16 protein-coding genes are annotated in these 14,901 nt (G+C 59.6%); 14 read left to right on the top strand and 2 right to left on the bottom strand.

Translation table 11 applies throughout. The features are described from left to right. Nucleotides 1-29: 29 nt before the first annotated feature. Nucleotides 30-386, bottom strand: a complete 357-nt coding sequence (locus ACZZ0A_RS09935) for a hypothetical protein (RefSeq protein WP_007912249.1) — start codon at nucleotides 384-386, stop codon at nucleotides 30-32. 210 nt (nucleotides 387-596) lie between these two features. Here ACZZ0A_RS09935 and ACZZ0A_RS09930 point away from each other — a divergent pair, with 210 nt between their 5' ends. The 5 genes from ACZZ0A_RS09930 (at nucleotide 597) to ada (ending at nucleotide 3,735) form a co-directional block, all read left to right on the top strand. Then, nucleotides 597-899, top strand: coding sequence for a DUF1883 domain-containing protein (locus tag ACZZ0A_RS09930; protein ID WP_007912251.1), 303 nt, complete (start codon nucleotides 597-599; stop codon nucleotides 897-899). Between the two features lie 28 nt (nucleotides 900-927). Continuing rightward, nucleotides 928-1,104, top strand: coding sequence for a hypothetical protein (locus ACZZ0A_RS09925; RefSeq protein WP_007912252.1), 177 nt, complete (start codon nucleotides 928-930; stop codon nucleotides 1,102-1,104). Nucleotides 1,105-1,197: 93 nt separating this feature from the next. Then, nucleotides 1,198-1,908 (top strand): 2OG-Fe(II) oxygenase, encoded by a 711-nt coding sequence (locus ACZZ0A_RS09920; protein ID WP_414915185.1) that lies wholly within the window; start codon nucleotides 1,198-1,200, stop codon nucleotides 1,906-1,908. Nucleotides 1,909-1,913: 5 nt separating this feature from the next. Next, on the top strand, nucleotides 1,914-2,579 hold the full coding sequence (gene alkB / locus ACZZ0A_RS09915; RefSeq protein ID WP_414915186.1) for a DNA oxidative demethylase AlkB: 666 nt from the start codon (nucleotides 1,914-1,916) through the stop codon (nucleotides 2,577-2,579). A gap of 88 nt (nucleotides 2,580-2,667) precedes the next feature. Continuing rightward, the gene (gene ada / locus ACZZ0A_RS09910) at nucleotides 2,668-3,735 is read left to right on the top strand and encodes a bifunctional DNA-binding transcriptional regulator/O6-methylguanine-DNA methyltransferase Ada (RefSeq protein WP_414915187.1); all 1,068 of its coding nucleotides are present in this window, start codon (nucleotides 2,668-2,670) and stop codon (nucleotides 3,733-3,735) included. Nucleotides 3,736-3,766: 31 nt separating this feature from the next. Here ada and acuI read toward each other — a convergent pair whose 3' ends face one another. Beyond that, nucleotides 3,767-4,750, bottom strand: coding sequence for an acrylyl-CoA reductase (NADPH) (gene acuI / locus ACZZ0A_RS09905; protein ID WP_095113348.1), 984 nt, complete (start codon nucleotides 4,748-4,750; stop codon nucleotides 3,767-3,769). 187 nt (nucleotides 4,751-4,937) lie between these two features. Between acuI and ACZZ0A_RS09900 the strand changes: the two genes are divergently transcribed. The 9 genes from ACZZ0A_RS09900 to ACZZ0A_RS09860 all read left to right on the top strand — a co-directional run bounded on the left by ACZZ0A_RS09900 (nucleotide 4,938) and on the right by ACZZ0A_RS09860 (nucleotide 14,782). Next, nucleotides 4,938-7,373 carry an autotransporter gene (locus ACZZ0A_RS09900; protein ID WP_463542966.1) on the top strand — a complete coding sequence of 812 codons (2,436 nt, stop codon included), beginning with the start codon at nucleotides 4,938-4,940 and terminating at the stop codon, nucleotides 7,371-7,373. Between the two features lie 98 nt (nucleotides 7,374-7,471). Beyond that, nucleotides 7,472-8,536 carry an NAD(P)H-dependent flavin oxidoreductase gene (locus tag ACZZ0A_RS09895; RefSeq protein ID WP_463542965.1) on the top strand — a complete coding sequence of 355 codons (1,065 nt, stop codon included), beginning with the start codon at nucleotides 7,472-7,474 and terminating at the stop codon, nucleotides 8,534-8,536. Nucleotides 8,537-8,705: 169 nt separating this feature from the next. Then, entirely contained in the window at nucleotides 8,706-9,473 is a 768-nt protein-coding gene (gene modA, locus ACZZ0A_RS09890) for a molybdate ABC transporter substrate-binding protein (protein WP_007912266.1), read from the top strand. Then, on the top strand, nucleotides 9,474-10,154 hold the full coding sequence (gene modB, locus ACZZ0A_RS09885; RefSeq protein ID WP_007912267.1) for a molybdate ABC transporter permease subunit: 681 nt from the start codon (nucleotides 9,474-9,476) through the stop codon (nucleotides 10,152-10,154). It abuts the gene before it with no gap. Between the two features lie 3 nt (nucleotides 10,155-10,157). Beyond that, nucleotides 10,158-11,237 (top strand): molybdenum ABC transporter ATP-binding protein, encoded by a 1,080-nt coding sequence (gene modC, locus ACZZ0A_RS09880; RefSeq protein ID WP_463542964.1) that lies wholly within the window; start codon nucleotides 10,158-10,160, stop codon nucleotides 11,235-11,237. A 72-nt stretch (nucleotides 11,238-11,309) separates the two neighbouring features. Further along, a complete protein-coding gene (locus tag ACZZ0A_RS09875; protein ID WP_123375104.1) occupies nucleotides 11,310-12,347 on the top strand; it encodes a DNA topoisomerase IB in 1,038 nt (345 codons plus the stop codon). Between the two features lie 146 nt (nucleotides 12,348-12,493). Further along, entirely contained in the window at nucleotides 12,494-14,131 is a 1,638-nt protein-coding gene (locus ACZZ0A_RS09870) for an ATP-binding cassette domain-containing protein (protein WP_463542963.1), read from the top strand. Between the two features lie 71 nt (nucleotides 14,132-14,202). Continuing rightward, entirely contained in the window at nucleotides 14,203-14,433 is a 231-nt protein-coding gene (locus ACZZ0A_RS09865) for a hypothetical protein (protein ID WP_007912276.1), read from the top strand. A gap of 118 nt (nucleotides 14,434-14,551) precedes the next feature. Beyond that, nucleotides 14,552-14,782, top strand: coding sequence for a hypothetical protein (locus tag ACZZ0A_RS09860; protein WP_007912278.1), 231 nt, complete (start codon nucleotides 14,552-14,554; stop codon nucleotides 14,780-14,782). Nucleotides 14,783-14,901: the final 119 nt, after the last annotated feature.

Here is a 14,901-nt window from a genome sequence, read left to right as displayed (position 1 = left end):
CGGCATCGTTGCTGATGACAATCAGTCTATCAGCCGGAAATACACGCATTGGCGGCGTTTCGCACATCACGCGGACGTACTGGCACATTCGACATGCGCTCATGCAACTTGATGCTGCTGCCGCCGGAGCGATCTTCGATATCAAATACCGCTGCCGCGCCGGTGGAAAATTTACCCGGGACGATCACCCGAACCCCGTCCTTGTGCGGCTGCATTTGCAGCGCACCGCGGCTGTCCGCCAGCTTCTCGGCCAGGCATTGGGCATATTCATGGGGTTTCTTGCCGGAGATTACGCTCACGGTCGGCAGCGTTTCATTGATTTCGGAAACACTCGCACAACCACCCACAGCCAGAATCAACGGTAGACACACCACACCCCACTTCATACAAAACCTCCGTTAAAGACCGTCCGACAGCACAAATGCCGTTTTTCTCCGGGGCCTTCTGCATTTAACCCGCATCCGATTGCGAATATCTGTTCAAAATTGTCAAACCAACGCCCGACGGCCAGATAATAACCCGTGCGGGCTGATAAACTGCGCGCAATTACAAGCTATCGTTTTGATTTTGTAGAAAAAGCCCTTCTGGAGGCGCCCATGAAATTCATTCACCAGCGCGAACACCTCAACGAAGACGACATCGTCGTCATCCAATGCTCGCAAATGTGCAACATCCGTCTGATGAACGACGCCAACTTCCGCAGCTTCAAAAACGGCGGCCGTCACACCTATCACGGCGGCGCCTTCGACACCTTTCCGGCCCGTATCACCGCGCCGAGCACCGGTTTCTGGAACATCACCATCGACACCGTCAACCGCCGTGCGATCAGCGTGACCCGCAAGCCGACGCTGACTCACTCGATCAAGATCATCCGCCGCTCCAGCACCAAACTCAGCTGAGACAAGCCGTCCAACCAGAAAGGAATGCATGACCGTGGCCCAAACGACCAAATACGTCATCAAATACAAACTCAACGGTGAACGCCGCTTTGAGTTCGCGCAGCTGGAAAACGGCACTGCCGAAGAAGCCAAGGCTGCTTTGGATGCCCTTCACGGCCAGAGCGACGACGTGATCAGCGAGATCGCCGTCAGCAAAGCGCTGTAAGCATCGACAGGAATTCGACCGCAAGCGGCGGAGTGTTCTGCCGCGAGGCCCTGCCTAGACTGATTTTCTTCGACCAAGCGTCAAGGAGTCAGCATGTCGATGTCACCCTCTCGTCTGGATTCACTCGACTGGGCAAGCCTTGAGCGGCAACTGGATCAGGACGGCTACGCGATCGTCCGTTCGCTGCTGCTGGCTAAAACCTGCGATCAATTGAGTGCGCTGTATCAGCAGACCGAACCGTTTCGTTCGCAGGTCATCATGGCCCGCCACGGTTTCGGTCGTGGCGAGTACAAATATTTTCGTTATCCCCTGCCGACACCCGTAGAACGCCTTCGCGGCGCGCTGTACCCGCGCCTGGTTGCCTTGGCCAATCGCTGGTACGAACGCATGAACCTGCCCGAGCGTTTTCCGCCGAGCCATGCCGAATTTCTTCAGCGCTGCCATGCCACCAGTCAACTACGCCCTACCCCGCTTCTTTTGCAGTACGGCGCGCAGGACTACAACTGCCTGCATCAGGACCTGTACGGCGAATCGGTGTTTCCGCTGCAAGTGGCGATACTTCTGTCAGAACCCGGGCAAGACTTCAGTGGGGGCGAATTCGTTCTCACCGAGCAGCGCCCGCGCATGCAGTCTCGCCCGCACGTACTTGATCTGACGAAAGGTGATGCGGTGATCTTTGCCGTGAACCAGCGCCCGGTCAAAGGCGTGCGCGGTGATTATCGGGTAACGATGCGCCACGGCGTCAGTCGCCTGCACAGTGGAAAAAGGCATACCCTAGGCATCATCTTTCACGACGCCACCTGACCTACATGCAACCGAACACTTTCGATCTGTTCGCCGATCATGAACCCGAGCAACGCCCCCGCGCCGAGCAGATTGGCGAGCAATCGTGGCTGCTGCATGGTTTTGCCCTGCCGCTGATCGAGCAGATCCTGCCGGCGCTGGATACGATTCTTGCCGCAGCGCCGTTGCGCCACATGGTCACGCCGGGTGGATTCAGCATGTCGGTGGGCACCAGCAGTTGCGGCGCTTTGGGCTGGATCACTGATTGCTATGGCTATCGTTATTCAGGCGTCGATCCGCTCAGTCATTTGCCATGGCCGCCAATGCCGGAAGTATTCGCGGCACTGGCGCACTCGGCAGCCGCGCAAGCCGGATTCGCTGATTTCAACGCCGATTCCTGCCTGATCAACCGCTATGTCCCCGGCGCCAAGATGTCATTGCACCAGGATAAAGACGAAAAGGCCTACAGTGCACCGATCGTTTCGCTGTCACTGGGGTTGCCGGCAATGTTCCTCTTCGGCGGTTTCAATCGCAGCGACAAGAGCCAGCGCATTGCCTTGCTGCATGGCGACATGGTGGTCTGGGGTGGCGTTGATCGCTTGCGTTTTCACGGTGTACTGCCGATCAAGCAAGGACGGCATCCGCGCCTGGGGGAACAGCGGATCAATCTGACCTTTCGCGTGGCCGGATAGTCTGCAAAAAATTTGACCGCAAGGCCCGGAGTGTTGCGCCTTGCGACGCTGGTTAACCTGAATCAAACAGGTCAACGGACAAACCCTCATGAAAACGTTTTCGACTCCTTTCACGATTGAAACAGACCCACGCTGGGCCGCTGTGGTTGCGCGAGATTCACGAGCGGACGGGCAATTTGTCTACGCGGTGAAAACCACCGGCATCTACTGCCGCCCGAGCAGCCTTGCGCGCTTGCCGAAACCGCAGAACGTCGAGTTTTTCGATACCGCTGAACAGGCCGAGGCTGCCGGCTATCGGCCGAGCAAAAGAACCAGCAAGGATCAAAGTGATGTCGCCGCGCAGCATGCCGCGACCGTCGCCATTGCCTGCCGCCAAATCGAATCCGCCGAGACGTTGCCGGCGCTCAACGAACTGGCGCAAACCGCTGGCCTGAGTCCGTTTCACTTCCATCGTGTCTTCAAGGCCGCGACGGGGTTGACGCCCAAGGGCTACGCAACGGCGCATCGCTCGCGCAAAGTCCGTGAGCGCCTGGCAGACGGCGGCTCGGTAACCGATGCGTTGTATGACGCCGGTTTCAATTCCAATAGCCGTTTCTATGAATCAGCAGATCATTTGTTGGGGATGAAACCCGGCGACTATCGCGCGGCCGGGAGGAACAACGACATTCGCTTCGCCGTCGGCCAATGCTCGCTAGGAGCGATTCTGGTGGCGCAAAGCGAGCGCGGTGTGTGTGCGATTCTGCTGGGTGACGATCCGCATCAATTGGTGTGCGATCTGCAGGACCAGTTTCGCAAGGCCAACCTGATTGGCGCCGATAGCGGTTTCGAGCAATTGATCGCCAGGGTCGTGGGATTTATCGAAGCGCCGGCGATTGGCCTGGACCTGCCACTGGACGTGCGAGGCACGGCGTTTCAGGAACGCGTGTGGCAGGCGCTGCGGGAAATTCCGCTGGGCCAGACGGCCAGCTACGCCGAGATTGCCCAGCGCATTGGCGCACCGACATCCATGCGCGCGGTAGCCCAGGCCTGCGGGGCCAACCGTTTGGCGGTGGCGATCCCTTGCCACCGCGTGGTGCGCAGCGATGGCAATCTTTCGGGCTATCGCTGGGGCGTCGAGCGCAAACGTCAATTGCTTGAGCGCGAGACACAGGCTTGACGGATGCCGAGGTCGATCGCGACTGACATTGTCAGCGATTAACGTCCACTACAACCCGCCCGCGAAGCTGTCCGGCAAGTAACTTCGGCGCCGCATCAATCGCCTCGTTCAGGCCGATTTCATGGCTGATCAATGCCAGCAAGGAGAAATCCAGATCCCTGGCCAGACGCTCCCACGCTTCGAGGCGGCGCGCCTTGGGCTGGGTCACGCTGTTGATGCCGGCCAGTGTCACACCACGCAAAATGAACGGAGCAACCGACGCCGGGAAATCCATGCCCTGCGCCAGACCACAGGCGGCGACGGTGCCTTCGGAGCGAGTGCTGGCGCAGGCATTGGCCAGCGTATGACTGCCTACCGAATCGATCACCGCTGCCCAGCGCTCTTTGGCCAGTGGCTTGCCGGGCGCTGACAAGGTCGCGCGGTCGATGATTTCAGCGGCGCCCAACTGCTTCAGATATTCATGCTCGGAAACACGGCCGGTGGATGCGACGACGCGGTAGCCGAGCTTGCTCAGCAAAGCGATGGCGAAACTGCCAACGCCACCGTTGGCCCCCGTGACCAACACCTCACCCTGATCGGGCGTCACGCCATTACGTTCGAGTGCCAGAATGCACAGCATCGCCGTATACCCGGCCGTACCGACGGCCATGGCTTGCGCTGCGGTGAAGGCTTTGGGCAAAGGAATCAGCCAGTCGCCATTGAGCCGCGCCTTCTGCGCCAGACCACCCCAGTGATTTTCGCCGACACCCCAGCCATTGAGGACCACCTGATCACCCACCTTATAGTCGGGGTGCGAACTGGCTTCTACGCTGCCCGCCAGGTCGATCCCCGGCACCATCGGAAACTTGCGTACCACCGGACTGCTGCCGGTAATCGCCAGCCCATCCTTGAAGTTCAGCGTGCTGTACGCAACAGCGACGGTGACATCGCCTTCGGGCAACTGATCTTCGTTGACTTGCTGCAGGCTGGCGCGATAACCGCTGTCGTCTTTGTCGATCACAATGGCGTTGAACATGACTGCCTCGTATGACTGTTTTCAGAATGTCGTGCCTTGAAATACCACATTGCAACACGCTGCCACATACGACTTTGTGCCAATCGGCGAATCCGCCGGGTATTTCCAACACGGGCGACTATGCTTTTTCGACGGTCGTGGTTTCACCGTTATTCCTTCAGAAATCGGCCTGTCGATGGAGCTGACAATGCCTTACCCGCGCTCGTTTCTCATGATGTTGATGCTGTGCCTGCTGACGTTCGGCAGTGCCTGGGCGGCACCGGCCGCTGAGACCCCGAGCGAGCCGACCTGGCCGCAAGTGATCAGCAGCGGCAAAGCGAAGCTGACGGTCTATCAGCCGCAACTCGACAGTTGGGACGGCTACACCCTCAATGCTCGTGCGGCGGTTGAAGCCACCAACGCCGATGGCAAATCAACCTACGGCATTGTGCAGTTCAGCGCGCATACGCTGGTCGACAAGGCCACGCGCTGGGTCGCGCTGGATCAGTACAAAATCATCAAAGCCGATTTCCCGGCCGATGCCAGTCAAGCCGACACTTGGATCGCAGCCCTGCAGAAGGACGCCGACAACCGCAAGAAAACCATTTCGCTGGATCAACTGGAAGCGGCTGTCGGCGTTCTGTCAGCCGAGCAGAAAACTGACAACGCGCCGCTGGAAAACACGCCGCCGACCATCATCAGTTCTGACGTTCCCGCCCTGCTCGTCTATATCGATGGCGATGCGGCCTACCGATCGGTGGACGGCACGGCGCTGCAGCGGGTGATCAATACTCGCCCGCTGTTGTTGAAAGACGCGCAGGGCAAACATTATCTGCACGTCTTTGATGGCTGGATGGTCGCGGACCAGATCAATGGCGCGTATACCCGCCTGGCCACACCGTTTGCCGAACTGGAAAAAGCCAAACAGGCCGCCATTCAGAGCCGGCAAGTCGATCTGCTGACCGGGCAAAGCGACCCGAAAGACAAAATCCCCAGCCTGGCCAGGTCACCACAACCAAAGATTTTTGTCGCGACCACGCCCACTGAATTACTGGTCACTGACGGCGCAGCGCAATGGACGCCCATTCAGGGCACCGGTTTGCTGTATGTCAGCAATACCACCGGGCACATCTTCAAGGAGATCGGTGACCAGAACAGCTATGTGCTGATCTCCGGGCGCTGGTTTCGCGCCACCGATATGAATGGCCCGTGGACGTTTACCCCGGCAGACAAGCTGCCGGCAGATTTCGCCAACATTCCCGATGACAGCCCGAAGGAAAACGTCAAAGCTTCGGTCGCCGGCACGCCGCAAGCCAAAGAGGCCGCCATTGCTGCGACTATTCCACAGACGTCGGCGATCAAAAAAAGCGCGGTGAAAATGACCGCGCCACAGTTCGATGGCGAGCCGCAACTCAAAGCCATCAACACCACGACGCTGCAATATGTGGTCAACAGCGCTACGCCCATTATCCGAGTCTACAACGACAGCTGGTACGCCGTGGAAAACGGTATCTGGTTCACCGCTACCGGTGTGAACGGCCCGTGGGTTGTCGCCAGTTCCGTGCCAGCGGTGATCTATTCGATCCCGCCGAGCTCGCCCATGCATTACCTCACGTACGTCAAGGTCTACGAGTCCAGCGGCGATACCGTGGTGGTCGGCTACACGCCGGGTTATCAGGGTTCAAATCTTGATCCGAACACGGGCGTCGTGGTGTATGGCACCGGTTATCCCTACACGCCCTGGGTGGGCAGCGTCTGGTATGGTCCGCCGGTGACTTACGGTTTCGGCGTCGCCATCCGCTATACACCGTGGACGGGCTGGACCTTCGGTTTCGGTTTTGGCTGGAGCTGGGGCGGCAGCACCGTCGCGATGGGTTGGGGCTGGGGCGCGTACCCGTGGTGGGGCAATTACGGCTGGGGTTATGCCTGGGGGCCGCACCTGTACCCGGCGCCACTGGCCTGGGGTGGCGCCGCTTACGGCTATCGCGGTGGCGCGGTGGCCTGGGGACCTGGCGGCTGGGCCGGCACAACCGGCAACCTCTATCATCAGTGGGGTGACCGGGCCACGGTCAGCCGCTATGGCGCGGGCTACAACGCCTGGACCGGCAATCGCTGGGCCGGCCAGGTCGGTGCTTCCTACAACTCACGCACGGGCGTCGCGGCTGCCGGTCAACGCGGTGCCGTGCACAACGTCTACACCGGCAATTACGCAGCCGGACGCAGCGGCGCGGCAGTCGGACCGAACGGTGGTGCCATTGCCGGCGAAAGGGTCACCGCCGGCAATGCGCGTAACGGCACGCAGGTCACCGCCAATCGTGGCGCCGTGTACAACCCCAACACCGGCAACACCACTCAATATGGCGGGATTCGCGGGCGCAATGACGGCGCTGCACGCGTGGGCGACAACGTTTACGCAGGACGCGACGGCAACGTCTACAAGAAGACCGACAACGGCTGGCAATCGATGGTCGGGGGCGCGACTCGCACTGCCCCGGTCAATAACAATGCGCAATTGCAGAACCTCAACCGTGACTCCGCTGCGCGCAACTTCGGCAACCAGCGCACCAACAACTTTCACAACTCTTCGCAATTCATGAATCACTCGTTTGGCGGCGGTGGAGGCGGCGGATTTCATCGACGCTGAAAAACTGCACGGGTTGTTCTGAATTTCGAACTGGCTGCGGATCCGGTTTTGCTGTTAAAAAACCGGCTCTGCCTTTCATAGTTTGGAGTACAGCCTTCATGAGCCAATGGCCAGACACGCGCCTTCTTGACCTGCTCGGCATTGAACTGCCGATCATCCAGGGCCCGATGGCCGGTGCGACGAATTCGTCCATGGTCATCGCGGTGTGCAATGCCGGTGGCCTGGGTTCGATGCCGGCGGCGATGCTGAGCATCGAGCAATTGCGCGAAGAGCTGAAGACCATTCGCCACCACACCGACAAGCCCTTCAACGTCAACTTCTTCTGCCATCAGCCACGGCCGGCCGATGAGCAGCGCGCGCGTGAATGGAAGCATTTGCTGGAACCGTACTACCGCGAACTGGGCGCCGATTTCGACGCACCGACGCCGGTGTCGAACCGAGCACCGTTCGATGCGGCAGCCTGCGCAGTGCTGGAAGAATTTCGACCTGAGGTCGTGAGTTTCCACTTCGGTCTGCCAGAGAAATCCCTGCTGGATCGGGTCAAGGCGACCGGGGCGAAAATTCTGTCCTCGGCCACCACTGTCGATGAAGCGATCTGGCTGGAGCAGAACGGTTGCGACGCGATCATCGCCATGGGCTACGAGGCCGGCGGCCATCGCGGCATGTTTCTCAGCGATGATCTGAGCAGTCAGGTCGGCACGTTTGCCCTGGTGCCTCAGGTGGTCGATGCGGTGAAAGTGCCGGTGATTGCTGCCGGGGCCATCGCCGATGCTCGCGGTGTGGCAGCGGCATTCTTGTTGGGCGCTTCAGCAGTGCAGGTCGGCACAGCCTATCTGTTCACGCCGGAAGCGAAAGTCAGCGCCGCTCACCACAAAGCACTGCGCACCGCCAAAGAGAGCGAAACAGCGATCACCAATATTTTCACCGGGCGACCAGCGCGGGGTATTCTCAACCGCGTCATGCGCGAGCTGGGTCCGATGTCGTCGAAGGCACCGGCATTTCCCTTGGCCGGTGGTGCACTGATGCCACTGCGAGCGATCAACGAAACAGAGTTTGCCAACCTCTGGGCCGGTCAGGCATTCACTCTCGGTAAAGACATCGGCAGCGCTGAGCTGACCCGGCAATTGGCCGAAGGTGCATTGGCAAAACTCACTCGCCAGTGACGCTAACCAGAGTGAGGATTCAAGCATCCTCACTCTGCTTTTAAGCAACGCTTCCCGTTTGGCGGCATTTCGCTATATATTTCGCTATATAGCGAATTCACCCCCTCGCATCGGCGCAGTCCACGTCCAACAAAAGCGCCCTCTGCACTCGCCAACACGGAGCTGTTACATGACCATTCGTGCCCCACGTTTTGCCCCTACCTGCCTGGCCTCTTTACTCGCCGTCTTCGCCATTGGCGCTGCTCAGGCTGATGAGGTGCAGGTGGCGGTTGCAGCCAACTTCACCGCGCCGATCCAGGCCATCGCCGCCGATTTTGAGAAAGACACCGGGCACAAATTGGTGGCTGCCTATGGCGCCACTGGCCAGTTCTACACCCAGATCAAGAACGGCGCGCCGTTCGAAGTGTTCCTCTCCGCTGACGACACCACCCCGGAAAAACTCGAAAAAGAAGGCGACACCGTCAAAGGTTCGCGCTTCACTTACGCCATCGGCACTCTGGCGCTGTGGTCGGCGAAAGAAGGTTATGTCGATGCAAAGGGCGAGGTGCTGAAAAACAACGAGTACCAGCACCTGTCCATCGCCAACCCGAAAGCGGCTCCCTACGGCCTGGCAGCCACACAAGTGCTGGAAAAACTCAAACTGACCGAAACCACCAAAGCCAAGATCGTTGAAGGCCAGAACATTACTCAGGCCTACCAATTCGTTTCGACCGGCAACGCCGAGTTGGGTTTTGTCGCCCTGTCGCAAATTTTCAAGGACGGCAAAGTCAGCAGCGGTTCGGCATGGATCGTCCCTGCGAGCATGCACGACCCGATCAAGCAAGACGCCGTGATCCTCAATAAAGGCAAAGACAACGCCGCTGCCAAAGCCTTGGTTGAATACCTCAAAGGCCCGAAAGCCGCTGCGGTAATCAAGTCTTACGGATACCAGCTGTAAATGTCGCTGACGAGTGCCGATTTCGCGGCGATCTGGCTGACCCTGAAACTGGCGTCCCTGACCACCGCGATCCTGCTGGTTGTCGGCACTCCGATTGCCCTGTGGCTGTCGCGCACCCGTTCGTGGTTGCGCGGCCCGATCGGCGCGATCGTAGCCCTGCCCCTTGTGTTGCCACCGACCGTCATCGGTTTCTATCTGTTGCTGATGATGGGCCCGCACGGGTTTCTCGGCCAATTCACCCAATGGCTGGGTCTGGGCACCCTGACTTTCAGCTTCACGGGCCTGGTGATCGGTTCGGTGATCTATTCCATGCCATTCGTGGTGCAACCGTTGCAAAACGCGTTCTCGGCGATCGGCACCCGCCCACTGGAAGTCGCCGCTACCCTGCGAGCCAACCCGTGGGACACTTTTTTCAGCGTGATTGTGCCGCTCGCGCGCCCCGGCTTTATCACCGCAGCTATTCTTGGCTTCGCCCATACCGTCGGCGAATTCGGCGTGGTGCTGATGATTGGCGGCAACATTCCCGACAAGACCCGCGTGGTTTCCGTACAAATCTACGACCACGTCGAAGCGATGGAATACGCACAGGCGCACTGGCTGGCCGGGGCGATGCTGGTGTTCTCGTTTCTGGTGTTGCTGGCGCTGTACTCCAGTCGCAAAACCCGCGCAGGCTGGAGCTGAGTGATGATTGATGTACGTCTTAACATTGCCTACTCGGGCTTCAGCCTCGACGTCGACCTGAACTTGCCGGGGCGTGGCGTGACCGCGCTTTATGGGCATTCCGGCTCGGGTAAAACCACCTGCCTGCGCTGTATCGCCGGGCTTGAGCGCGCCGAACAAGGCTTTATCCGGATCAACGACGAAATCTGGCAGGACAGCGCCAACGGCATTTTAGTCCCGCCGCACAAACGTGCGCTCGGCTATGTGTTTCAAGAAGCCAGCCTGTTCCCGCACCTGTCGGTGCTGGCCAATCTGCAGTTCGGCCTCAAGCGTATCGCCAGATCCCAGCGTCGGGTCGACATGGCGCAAGCCACCGAGCTCCTGGGCATCGGTCATCTGCTCGAACGCCATCCGCAGCACTTGTCGGGGGGCGAACGCCAGCGAGTCGGTATCGCCCGCGCGTTGCTGACCAGCCCGAAGCTGCTATTGATGGACGAGCCATTGGCGGCGCTCGACAGTCAGCGCAAAAGTGAAATCCTGCCTTACCTGCAACGCCTGCATGACGAGCTGGATATTCCGCTGCTGTACGTCAGTCATGCCCAGGATGAAGTCGCACGGCTGGCCGATTATCTGGTCTTGCTCAGCGAAGGCAAGGCGCTGGCCAGCGGCCCGATCGGCGAAACCCTTGCGCGTCTGGACCTGCCGATGGCGATGGGCGATGACGCGGGTGTAATTATTGAAGGCCAGGTCAGTGCTTACGATGCGGAGTATCAATTGCTGAGTCTGCAATTGCCGGCCACCGACATGAGCATCCGTGTCACGCACGCGCCGATGGCAGTGGGTCAGGCCCTGCGCTGCAAGGTACACGCTCGCGATATCAGCCTGACCCTGCACAACAGCGAGGTCAGCAGCATTCTCAATCGACTGCCGGTGACGGTGGTCAGCGAACAATCGGCAGACAACGCCGCTCACGTGCTGATTCGTCTCGATGCCGGCGGCACCCCGCTGCTCGCGCGCATCACGCGCTACTCCAGAGATCAGTTGGGCGTACATCCGGGCCAGTCATTGTGGGCGCAGATCAAAGCGGTCGCGGTTCTCGCCTGAATCATTCGGCACGACGGCAACGGCGCGCGGTCAATCGTTTTACAGACCGCCGCGCCATTGAAGGAAACCGCCATGCCCGACACCGAGCTGATTGCCGAACTGCCCTCCGATCTGCATTACGTCGATGACACCCAGCCCGGTATCACCCGCAAGAAGCTGCGCGGCAAGTTCAGCTACTTCGAACCGTCAGGTCAGCGCATAACCGACACCGACGAAATCAAACGCATCAATGCCCTCGCCGTGCCGCCCGCCTACACCGACGTGTGGATCTGCGCGGACCCGCGTGGCCACCTGCAAGCCACCGGCCGTGATGCCCGTGGCCGCAAGCAATATCGTTATCACGCTCGCTGGCGCGAAGTGCGCGATGCCGACAAGTATTCACGCCTGCGCGAGTTTGGTCTGGCGTTGCCAAAATTGCGCAAACAACTGGAGGCACTGTTGGACGCACCCGGTTTCAGTCGTGACAAGGTCATGGCCACGGTGATCACGCTGCTCGACGCCACACTGATTCGCGTCGGCAACACGCAATACGCCCGCGACAATCGTTCCTACGGCCTGACCACCCTGCGCAGCCGACATGTCGAGGTCAACGGCAGCGCGATCCTGTTCCAGTTTCGCGGCAAAAGCGGCATCGAACACCAGATCACCGTCAAGGATCGACGCCTGGCCCGCATCATCAAACGTTGCCTGGAGATTCCCGGGCAGAACCTGTTTCAGTACCTGGATGAAAACGGCGAACGACATACCGTCAGCTCTTCCGACGTCAACGCCTACCTGCAAACTCTGACCGGCGCCGATTTCACCGCCAAGGATTACCGCACTTGGGCGGGCAGTGCCTTGGCGCTGGCGGTGTTGCGCGAGTTGCAATGGGAATCCGAGACGGAGGCCAAGCGGCATGTGGTGGAGATGGTCAAAGGCGTCGCCAAGCAATTGGGCAACACCCCGGCGGTGTGCCGCAAGTGCTACATCCACCCCGCGGTGGTGGAGAAATTCATGCTCGGCGCCCTCGCTGAACTGCCCCGGCCGCGTGTGCGCAAGGGCCTGCGTGCCGAGGAAGTGGCATTGGCGATGTTTCTCGAACAAATGAGCGAGATGACCGAAGCCCCTTGATCCACGGCAAAACGTCATCTAGGCTAGCGACCTTCTCCTCCTCCCCGGACGACCGCAGAAGTGAACAATCCAGCCTTCTAAAAATGTAATCGCGACAGGCCGCTCTCGGCGCTTGTCAGTGTTCACGACATTTTTTGGAGGTGCCGATGACTCACGTCTCGCGTACAGCCGCACTCGTTTCCCTGAATCAACTGGGCTTTCAGTTCGCCAATGGCGCAACGCTTTTCGAAGCCCTGAACCTGAACTTCGATGGTCAACCGACCGCTATCGTCGGGCGCAATGGTGTCGGCAAGAGTGTGCTCGCACGTTTGATTGCCGGGCATTTGCAGCCTGATTTCGGCAGCGTGGCACGTTCAGCGTCCGCGCACTATGTCGCGCAAACCTTGGTCACCACACATGGACAAACCGTAGCTGACGCCACAGGAACAGCCACGGTGCTCCGCGCACTGGAGCGACTGCAACTCGGTTGTGCCACAAGCGAAGATTTCGATCTCATCGGCGAACGCTGGGACCTGAGCGAACGCTTGCGTGAAATACTTGATGAGACCGGGATGAGCGATATCACCGCGACGGACCTGACCGAAAACCTCAGCGGTGGCCAGCAAGCCAGAATTGCCTTGATCGGCGCGTTGCTGAGTCAGGCGCAATTGCTCGTCCTCGACGAACCCACCAATCACCTCGACACTGCCGGTCGACAGTGGCTGATGAGCGCACTTGATCGCTGGCAGGGCGGACTGATTGTCGTCAGCCATGACCGGCAACTACTGGAGCACATGCAGCGAATCGTCGAACTTACACCGCTGGGGGCAACTGTTTTCAGCGGAAGATTTTCGGCGTTCACCGAGCAGCGCCGGATACATCAACAAGCCGCGCAGGCACAACTCGATCAGGCCCGTACCGAGCGTCAGCGCGAACGCACGCGACTGCAACGCGAGCACGATACGATTCAACGCCACGCGGCTGGCAGCCGGCGCAATGCGCAAACTGCCAACGTTTCTGCCTTCGAACGGGCGGCGATGAAAGCGGCCGCGCGGGACATCACGGGGCAAACAAAGGTTGGCCATCAGGTACGCAAATCCGAACTGGATGAACGCGTTCGTGAGGCTTACGCCAAGGTCCCGCTGGACGACGGCGTGCTGATCAATTTGCCGGGCAGCGTGGTTCCAGATAATCGCCGGGTGTGCACACTCGTCGACGCCTGTTTGCCATGGTTGTCGGCAGACGCGCCCAGCTCTCGGCTTGACCTCGCCATTCAAGGGCCGATGCGCATTGCTGTCAGCGGTCCTAACGGTTGCGGCAAATCAACGCTGTTGAGATTGCTGGCTGGCGAGTGGGCACCCGTGAGTGGCGAGTGCATCACCCATGTGCCTTTTGCCTTTCTCGATCAACAGCTGAAACTGCTGGATCCTGATGCATCTATTGTCGATCAATTGCTGACACAGCAGACGCCTTTGAGCGAAGGGACGCTGCGCAGTTACCTCGCTCAACTGCAACTGGATGCGCAGCGTATCACCCGACCTTGCGCCTCACTCAGTGGTGGTGAACGCTTGAAAGCCGCGCTCGCGCTGGCGCTGTGGCGCCAGACACCAGCACAACTACTGCTGCTGGATGAGCCCACCAATCATTTGGACCTGGCGTCGGTGCAGGCCTTCGAACAAGCCTTGCGGACATTTCCCGGAGCGATTATCACGGTGTCCCACGATCAGGCGTTTCTAGAGGCGTTAAACCCAAGCCATCATTTGACTTGGCACCGCGAAGGCTGGCGCTGGCAACCGACGAGCTGAGCTGTCTATTTTTTGCACGATTGCCAAGGGCTTCTATAGTTGATCTGACACGAATCAGCTGCGGTGACGCCATGGAAGACATTTTCGTCGTGAAGCGTTGCAACAAGATCATCATTCACGGTCGACGCGCCGGAGACAGTCAACATGATCCCGCCGAAGCCACTGGCTGGTTTCGCATCTGCGACACTCGCACCGGCGGTTTTATCGGCGACGGCTTCGACGCAGAGCAGGACGCGCAGCGCGAATGCAGGCGTCTCAACGCAGCCAGTTCCCCACTACCGGCCCGCGCGCCGTCCGGCTGATGCCGATCAGAAGCGGGTCTATACTGAAACCAGCTGAAGGAGCAGCACCCCACGGCAGAAGGCTCGCAACACGCGGGCTTTTTGCTGCAGCTCAGGTTTCATAGAACGGAGGTGTTCCATGTCCGAAAAAGAGTCCATCACCACCCTCCTCACCCTGCTCGACGCTCGGCAAGCGCGCCTTGCGGCCGCCTGCAAAGAGATCGCCGACTGGGTCGACCACCAAGGCGGACATCCAACCGCCCTGCGCATCCGTGACCGGCTGAACGACATCGAGAAAGATGCTCCGCTGATTCGCAATACGCTGTCGGCGCTCAAACCCCTTGATCGGCCACTGCCTCGGTTCAGATGACCTCGACCCGGCCAGGGTTTCAGGAATTTGCTCATTAGCGGTGACACATGGGTCACCGCGCATGTGTCTGGCCGCTATGTTTCTTTTTCCAGTTTTTCACATGACCAATACATCCGCGC

The sequence above is a fragment of the Pseudomonas sp. AC242 genome (assembly GCF_979258655.1).
Note: the sequence above shows the minus strand (reverse complement) of the source record. Positions and strands in the feature narration are given on the sequence as shown.

Bases quoted from the DNA above. Each gene is read 5' to 3' on its own strand.
- ACZZ0A_RS09860 (WP_007912278.1), top strand. From the start codon at position 14,552: ATGTCCGAAAAAGAGTCCATCACCACCCTCCTCACCCTGCTCGACGCT.
- ACZZ0A_RS09875 (WP_123375104.1), top strand. From the start codon at position 11,310: ATGCCCGACACCGAGCTGATTGCCGAACTGCCCTCCGATCTGCATTAC.
- ACZZ0A_RS09900 (WP_463542966.1), top strand. From the start codon at position 4,938: ATGCCTTACCCGCGCTCGTTTCTCATGATGTTGATGCTGTGCCTGCTG.
- ACZZ0A_RS09920 (WP_414915185.1), top strand. From the start codon at position 1,198: ATGTCGATGTCACCCTCTCGTCTGGATTCACTCGACTGGGCAAGCCTT.
- ACZZ0A_RS09930 (WP_007912251.1), top strand. From the start codon at position 597: ATGAAATTCATTCACCAGCGCGAACACCTCAACGAAGACGACATCGTC.
- alkB (WP_414915186.1), top strand. From the start codon at position 1,914: ATGCAACCGAACACTTTCGATCTGTTCGCCGATCATGAACCCGAGCAA.
- modA (WP_007912266.1), top strand. From the start codon at position 8,706: ATGACCATTCGTGCCCCACGTTTTGCCCCTACCTGCCTGGCCTCTTTA.
- modC (WP_463542964.1), top strand. From the start codon at position 10,158: ATGATTGATGTACGTCTTAACATTGCCTACTCGGGCTTCAGCCTCGAC.
- ACZZ0A_RS09870 (WP_463542963.1), top strand. From the start codon at position 12,494: ATGACTCACGTCTCGCGTACAGCCGCACTCGTTTCCCTGAATCAACTG.
- ACZZ0A_RS09865 (WP_007912276.1), top strand. From the start codon at position 14,203: ATGGAAGACATTTTCGTCGTGAAGCGTTGCAACAAGATCATCATTCAC.
- ACZZ0A_RS09895 (WP_463542965.1), top strand. From the start codon at position 7,472: ATGAGCCAATGGCCAGACACGCGCCTTCTTGACCTGCTCGGCATTGAA.
- ada (WP_414915187.1), top strand. From the start codon at position 2,668: ATGAAAACGTTTTCGACTCCTTTCACGATTGAAACAGACCCACGCTGG.
- ACZZ0A_RS09935 (WP_007912249.1), bottom strand. From the start codon at position 386: ATGAAGTGGGGTGTGGTGTGTCTACCGTTGATTCTGGCTGTGGGTGGT.
- modB (WP_007912267.1), top strand. From the start codon at position 9,474: ATGTCGCTGACGAGTGCCGATTTCGCGGCGATCTGGCTGACCCTGAAA.
- acuI (WP_095113348.1), bottom strand. From the start codon at position 4,750: ATGTTCAACGCCATTGTGATCGACAAAGACGACAGCGGTTATCGCGCC.
- ACZZ0A_RS09925 (WP_007912252.1), top strand. From the start codon at position 928: ATGACCGTGGCCCAAACGACCAAATACGTCATCAAATACAAACTCAAC.